Source organism: Rathayibacter rubneri, assembly GCF_023743255.1.
Taxonomy (GTDB): Bacteria; Actinomycetota; Actinomycetes; order Actinomycetales; family Microbacteriaceae; genus Rathayibacter; species Rathayibacter rubneri.
Map to the genome: position 1 here is coordinate 1 of NZ_JAMRYM010000133.1, position 6,605 is coordinate 6,605.

Below are 6,605 nucleotides of genomic sequence, written 5' to 3' on the forward strand. Positions count from 1 at the left end.
CGCATCGCGCCCCCTCGTGCCCACGTCCGGTCCGACCGCGCGCGGACCGGGAAGTAGATTGAGCTTATGCGCGTCCACGTAGCCGACCACCCGCTGATCACGCACAAGCTCACCGTGCTGCGCGACAAGCGCACCCCCTCCCCGACCTTCCGGCAGCTCGCCGAGGAGCTGATGACCCTGCTCGCCTACGAGGCGACGCGCGGCGTCCGCACCAGGACCGTGACGATCGAGACCCCCGTCACGCAGACCACCGGCCTCGCCCTCAGCGACCCGCAGCCGTTGGTCGTGCCGATCCTGCGCGCCGGCCTCGGCATGCTCGAGGGCATGGTGAAGCTGATCCCGACCGCCGAGGTCGGATTCCTCGGCATGGCGCGCAACGAGGAGACCCTCGAGCCCACCACCTACGCCGAGCGCCTGCCCGACGACCTCTCGAACCGCCAGTGCTTCGTGCTCGACCCGATGCTCGCCACCGGCGGCTCGCTGATCGCGGCGATCCGGTTCCTCTTCGACCGCGGAGCCGTCGACGTCACGGCCGTCTGCCTCCTCGCCGCCCCCGAGGGCCTCGCCGCCGTCGAGAAGGCGTTCGAGGGCCGCGAGGTGACCATCGTCCTCGGCGCTCTCGACGACCACCTCAACGAGCTGGGCTACATCGTGCCGGGCCTCGGCGACGCGGGCGACCGCCTGTACGGGCTCGCCGGCTGAACCGCACGGACTCGCGGGCTGAACCGCACGGACTCGCGGGCTGAATCGCCCCTCCTCCGGGTGCCGCGACGCGCCCGGAGGAGCCGATCCCGTGCCGGATCCTGGACGCGGACCCGAAATCTGTTGACTCGGTCCGTCACAGTCCGCTTTACTTTCCCCCATGACTGACAACGCGCTCGCCCTGACCTCCCTTGAGGCCATCGGGGATGCCGGCATGATGATGGCCGGCGGCCTCGTCATGTGCTGTCGAATGTGCGCTTGAGGCACTGACCTCGCCGGGTTCCCGCACCACCTCCGCCGTCATCTCCCCGTGAGCGGGTCGATCCCTCCGATCGTCCCCGCCGGCCAAGACGGCGTCGCAGGCGCAGCGAACCCCGCGGATGCCCCGCATCCGCCTCTGCCGGCCTTCCCCGCACGGGAACCGGCTCCCACGCGCACACCCGGATCCGCTCCCCCGGACACTCGTCCCGGATCCGACCAGCCCCAAGGATTCGCCATGTCCCTCCTCCACGCCCGCACCGTCCCCGCTCCTTCCGTCACCGAGGCACCCCGCCTCCAGGCCGCTCCCGAGAGCGTCCCCACCGCCCCGCGCCTGCGCGCCGTGCCGCAGGGCACCGAGGCCCGCGGCTTCGCGCTCTACGTCGGCATCGACGAGGCCAAGGCGCGCGCCGCCGGAGTCGACCTCGGCCGCCTCGTCGAGGAGCTCAAGCGCGTCACCGCCCTGATCGCCCCCGACGCCGAGACCTACGCGTCCGTCGCCCTCGCCCCCCAGGGAGCCGGCGGCCGCGACGTCGACGTCGTCCGCCTCGCCCTCCAGGACCCCGCCGCCGTCGCCAAGCGCCGCGCCGAGACCGAGCCCGACCTCGACCGCGCCCCCGGCGGAGTCGTCATCGACATCTCCCGCAAGCGCGTCATCCTCGACGACGAGACCACCGCCCTCACCTACAAGGAGTTCGAGCTGCTGCAGTACCTCGTCCTGCGCGAGGGTCGCACCATCGAGCGCGCCGAGCTCATCGCCTCCCTCTGGGGAGCCGCCGACGACGACGCCCCCAACGAGCGCACGATCGACGTCCACGTCCGCCGCCTGCGCGCCAAGCTCGGCCGCTACGAGGACATCGTCCGCACCGTCCGCGGCGTCGGCTACCGCTTCGACCGCCACGCCGACGTCGCGATCCGCTACGCGTCCACCCCGTCGCCCGATCTGTTCTGAGCGGGGGCGCTCGCGCTCCTCGCTCAGAAGAGGTCGCGCGGTGCTTGTTCGTTGAGGGAGCGCACGCGCTCCCTCAACCGCGGTCGGCTTCGCGACGGATCGAGTACTGCGGATCGGGGTACGACCGGCTCGCTCGAAACGCTGGCACGCGGTTCTCGCCCATCGCCTTCGAGACGAGCGGCTGGTCGAAGCGCGAAGCCGGAGTGCGGCTTCGCCGGCACGGTTCCTGTGAGGTGCGGTTCGCCGGCAGTCCGGTCGCACCGACGCCGTATGCAGGTGATCGGGGCGCAGCAGCGCGTTCCTCGGTGGGCGGCTTCGGGGAGCCTGCTCCGACGGAGGAGAAGCGCTCGGTGCACGGGCGCTCGCTCGCGATCGTGACGGGAGCAGGAGGGCCGACAGCGACGCGGGTGCGGGCGGTCGGCGGCTCCGGATCGAGAAGGTCGGGCGCGCGTTCCGGGGTGGGCGCCGGAACGGATGCGGTGTTCAGGCAGATCCCAGGAAATGGCCTCTTGCGGCGTTATGCATCCGTTATATAGTTCAAGGGCGTTAGTCGTTTGCTGTGGCGGCGAAGCGTGGAAGTGATTGCAGGACACTCTTGGTGCAAGGGAATGAAGGCCGGCCGCTCGCCTCAGCGGCCGGCCTTCTGTCGTTCCCGGGACCGTGCGCGCGCGGCCCTCTGCCGCCCGCGGGACCGAACCCGCACTCGCACCCCGGAGCAGGGTGGGGACACCGTATCCTGAGCACGACGGAGGAGGTCGGGTGAGTTCGAGACGAGCGGTCGCGGCCTGGGAGTCGCTCTTCCGCGCGCAGGTGCACGTGATGCGGGCGCTCAGCACCGAGTTCCCCTCCAAGGAGATCTCGCTGAACGAGTACGACGTGCTCTTCAACCTCACCCGGCAGCCCGATCGGCGCGCACGGCTCCGCGACCTCAACAAGCACGTGCTGCTCACCCAGCCGAGCGTGAGCCGTCTGATCGACCGGCTGGTCAGCCGCGGACTCGTCGTCAAGAGCGAGGATCCGACCGATGCGCGCGGCACGGTCATCGCGATCACGGACGACGGCTACGACATGTTCCGCCGCGTGGCGCTGCACCACATGGAGACGATCTCGCAGCACGTCGGCGACGCCCTCGACGACGACGAGCTCGATCAGCTCACGGCCCTCTGCGACAAGCTCCGCGACCGCGTCGCCTCCGCCTGACCCGCGGGCGTCGCGGGGCTCCTCCCCAGGCGCGCTCCTCCGCTAGCACTCCACGAACGCGGCGGCCAGCACTTCGCCCCGGTTCCGCTCTCGCGGATCATGGAGGCACCATGAGCACCTCCTCCCCCACCCTCGTCTGGCTCCGCGACGATCTGCGCCTCGCCGACAACCCCGCGCTGCGAGCGGCGATCGACCGCGGCGGGCCGGTGGCGGTCTGCTACGTCCTCGACGACGAGTCGCCCGGCATCCGGCCGCTGGGCGGCGCGGCCCGGTGGTGGCTGCACGGCAGCCTCACCGCGCTGGGTGCCGACCTCGCCGCGCACGGCGGGTCGCTCCTCCTGCGCCGCGGTCCTGCCGAGGCCGTGATCCTGCAGCTGGCCGACGAGCTCGGCGCGGGCGCCGTGCACTGGAACCGGCGCTACGGAGGGGCCGAGCGCGCCGTCGACACCGCGGTGAAAGAGGGCCTGCGCTCGCGCGGCATCGAGGCCGAGAGCCACCAGGGCTCGCTGCTGTTCGAGCCGTGGACGGTGCAGACCGGTGGCGGCACCCCCTACTCCGTCTACACGCCCTTCGCGCGCGCCTGCCGGAAGAAGGACGTGCCGCGGGCGCCCCTGCCCCGTCCGCGCTCGATCGACGGCGTCGTCGACCCTGTCGCCTCCGACGATCTGGACGATTGGGGGCTGCTGCCGACCCGGCCCGACTGGGCGGCCGGGCTGCGCGAGCGCTGGGCGCCGGGCGAGAAGGCCGCGGCCGACCGCCTGCGCGCCTTCATCGCCGAGCAGCTCGACGACTACTCCGACGGCCGCGACCGCCCGGCCGACGACGCGACGTCGAACCTCTCGGCGCACCTGCGCTGGGGCGAGATCAGCCCGTTCCAGGTCTGGCAGGCCGTCGTCGAGTCGCGGGGCGAGGGCGCGCACCACGAGCAGGGCCGCGAGCGCTTCGCCGCCGAGGTGCTCTGGCGCGAGTTCTGCTACCACCTGCTGTTCCACTGGCCCGACCTCGCGACCGCGAACTTCGACACGCGCTTCGACCGCTTCCCCTGGGCCCACGCGAGGCAGGAGCACCTCGACGCCTGGCACCAGGGACGCACCGGCTACCCGCTCGTCGATGCCGGCATGCGGGAGCTCTGGCGCACCGGGTACATGCACAACCGGGTGCGGATGGTCACCGCCTCGTTCCTGATCAAGAACATGCTCGTCGACTGGCGCGTGGGCGAGGACTGGTTCTGGGACACCCTCGTCGACGCCGCCCCCGCCAGCAACGCCGCCAACTGGCAGTGGGTGGCCGGCTCGGGAGCCGACGCCTCGCCGTTCTTCCGGGTGTTCAACCCCGTCACCCAGTCGCACAAGTTCGACCCCGCCGGCGACTACCTGCGGAAGAACATCCCGGAGCTCGCGGCGGTGACCGGCTCCGCGATCCACGAGCCCTGGACCCTCCTGGACACGCTGACCACGGAGGGCGAGGACTACCCCGCGCCGATCCTCGACCTCAAGGAGACCCGGGTGCACGCGCTCGACGCCTTCGCCCGGATCAAGAGCTCGCCGCGCAGCATCGCGCACGTCGACGCCGACTGAGGGCGGCGCCGCCCAGACCGTTCGCCGGTGCGGAGCGGGCGCGGTCCTCAGTCGTCGCTCGCGGGATCCAGGAGGAGCGCGGGATCCGCGAGCGGGGCGCCGCCGCGACCGGGGGCCCGCAGATCGCGCGCGGGGATGCCGACGAGGACCGCTCCGTCCGGGGCGTCCTTCACGACCACCGCGTTCGCCCCCACGCTGACGTCGGAGCCGAGGGCGATCGGGCCCAGCACCACGGCTCCCGCGCCGATCACGACGCGGTCGCCGATCGAGGGGTGCCTGCGCTCGCGCGCCGACGACCGACCGCCGAGGGTGACGCCGTGGTAGATCATGCAGTCGTCGCCGATGCGTGCCGTCTCGCCGATCACGACCCCCATGCCGTGATCGATGAAGAGGCGCCGGCCGATGGTCGCCGCGGGATGGATCTCGACTCCCGTGGCCGCCCGGGCCGCCTGCGAGAGCAGCCGCGCGGGGAGGCGCAGACCGCTGCGCCACCAGCGGTGCGCGACCCGGTGGAGCCAGACGGCGTGGACCCCCGGGTACGAGAGGACGACCTCCGCGGCGCTCCTGGCGGCCGGGTCGCGCCGGCGCGCGGTCCGGACGTCCTCGCGCAGCCGCACGAGGACGCCGGGACGCCGATCGGCCGGGCTCAGCTGCGGAGGTCCTCGTACAGAACGGTCGAGATGTACCGCTCGCCGAAGTCGCAGACGATCGCGACGATGGTCTTCCCCGCGTTCTCGGGCCGCTTCGCGACCTCGAGAGCGGCCCACATGATCGAGCCGGACGAGATGCCGCCGAGGACGCCCTCCTGAGCGGCCATCTCGCGGGCCACTCGGAGGGAGTCGTCCAGCGTCACGTCGATGATCTCGTCGTAGACCTCGCGGTCGAGGTTCGCCGGGACGAAGTTGGCGCCGATGCCCTGGATCTTGTGCGGTCCGGCGGTGCCCTGCGTGAGCAGCGGCGAGTCGATCGGCTCGACGCCGATGATCTGCACACCGGGCTTGCGCTCCTTGAGCACCTGCCCGACTCCGGTGATGGTGCCGCCCGTGCCGATGCCGGCGACGAAGACGTCGACCTCGCCGTCGGTGTCGTCCCAGATCTCCTGGGCGGTCGTGCGGCGGTGCACCTCGGGGTTGGCGGCGTTCTCGAACTGGCGGGCGAGGATCGCACCCGGGGTCTCGGCGACGATGGCCTGAGCGCGCTCGACCGCTCCGCGCATGCCCTCGCTGCCCGGGGTGAGCACGATCTCGGCTCCGTACGCGCGGAGCAGCACGCGGCGCTCCACCGACATGGTCTCCGGCATCGCCAGCACGACCCGGTAGCCGCGCGCCGCTCCCACCATCGCCAGCGCGATGCCCGTGTTGCCGCTCGTGCCCTCGACGATGGTGCCGCCCGGAGGCAGCTCGCCCGACGCCTCCGCCGCGTCGACGATCGCCACGCCGATGCGGTCCTTCACGCTGTTCGCGGGGTTGTAGAACTCGAGCTTGGCGAGCACCCTCGCGCTCTCGGCGCCTGGGAGGCGGTTGATGCGGACGAGCGGGGTGCTGCCGACGAGCTGCGTCACGTCGTCGTGGATGCGTGCCATGGTGTGTGCTTCCTGCCGGAGGGGGACCGCCCCGGGGACCCGGGGCCGGCGCTGGTGCCGAGTGGTGCTGGAGCGGTGCGGCCCGTGCGGGGCGCTCCCCCCAACGATACGGATGCATCGGCTCCGAGGAAGCCCCGGGACGCCCTTCGGAGGCACCCCTCGGAGGCGCCGTCCGGCGCCGCGGCTACCAGGCGTGGACGGCCGCTGTACATCCCCCGCCACATCGCATCTCGTCCTGGCGGAGGACGCCCCCGGGCGGGGTCGTTCACGTACCATTCTCACGGGGGCATCGCGCGACGGCGCGAGGCTCCGGCCGCCCCTCCCCCCTCGACAC

General features: G+C 72.3%; 6 protein-coding genes. 4 read left to right on the top strand and 2 right to left on the bottom strand.

Going from position 1 to position 6,605, the window contains the following annotated elements:
• The first annotated feature begins 66 nt into the window (after positions 1 to 66).
• The 4 genes from upp (at position 67) to NB037_RS17925 (ending at position 4,689) form a co-directional block, all read left to right on the top strand.
• Positions 67 to 702 (top strand): uracil phosphoribosyltransferase, encoded by a 636-nt coding sequence (gene upp, locus NB037_RS17910; RefSeq protein WP_055790386.1) that lies wholly within the window; start codon positions 67 to 69, stop codon positions 700 to 702.
• A gap of 496 nt (positions 703 to 1,198) precedes the next feature.
• Complete coding sequence (locus NB037_RS17915; protein ID WP_251948197.1) at positions 1,199 to 1,912, top strand: winged helix-turn-helix domain-containing protein; 714 nt, start codon at positions 1,199 to 1,201, stop codon at positions 1,910 to 1,912.
• An 819-nt stretch (positions 1,913 to 2,731) separates the two neighbouring features.
• Positions 2,732 to 3,112 (top strand): MarR family winged helix-turn-helix transcriptional regulator, encoded by a 381-nt coding sequence (locus NB037_RS17920; RefSeq protein WP_207406123.1) that lies wholly within the window; start codon positions 2,732 to 2,734, stop codon positions 3,110 to 3,112.
• 110 nt (positions 3,113 to 3,222) lie between these two features.
• Positions 3,223 to 4,689, top strand: coding sequence for a cryptochrome/photolyase family protein (locus NB037_RS17925; protein WP_251948199.1), 1,467 nt, complete (start codon positions 3,223 to 3,225; stop codon positions 4,687 to 4,689).
• Between the two features lie 47 nt (positions 4,690 to 4,736).
• Here NB037_RS17925 and epsC read toward each other — a convergent pair whose 3' ends face one another.
• Positions 4,737 to 5,306, bottom strand: a complete 570-nt coding sequence (gene epsC, locus NB037_RS17930; protein ID WP_251948201.1) for a serine O-acetyltransferase EpsC — start codon at positions 5,304 to 5,306, stop codon at positions 4,737 to 4,739.
• A gap of 29 nt (positions 5,307 to 5,335) precedes the next feature.
• The gene (gene cysK, locus NB037_RS17935) at positions 5,336 to 6,271 is read right to left on the bottom strand and encodes a cysteine synthase A (protein ID WP_251948203.1); all 936 of its coding nucleotides are present in this window, start codon (positions 6,269 to 6,271) and stop codon (positions 5,336 to 5,338) included.
• Between the last annotated feature and the right edge of the window lie 334 nt (positions 6,272 to 6,605).

Bases quoted from the DNA above. Each gene is read 5' to 3' on its own strand.
- NB037_RS17920 (WP_207406123.1), top strand. From the start codon at position 2,732: ATGCGGGCGCTCAGCACCGAGTTCCCCTCCAAGGAGATCTCGCTGAAC.
- upp (WP_055790386.1), top strand. From the start codon at position 67: ATGCGCGTCCACGTAGCCGACCACCCGCTGATCACGCACAAGCTCACC.
- NB037_RS17925 (WP_251948199.1), top strand. From the start codon at position 3,223: ATGAGCACCTCCTCCCCCACCCTCGTCTGGCTCCGCGACGATCTGCGC.
- NB037_RS17915 (WP_251948197.1), top strand. From the start codon at position 1,199: ATGTCCCTCCTCCACGCCCGCACCGTCCCCGCTCCTTCCGTCACCGAG.
- cysK (WP_251948203.1), bottom strand. From the start codon at position 6,271: ATGGCACGCATCCACGACGACGTGACGCAGCTCGTCGGCAGCACCCCG.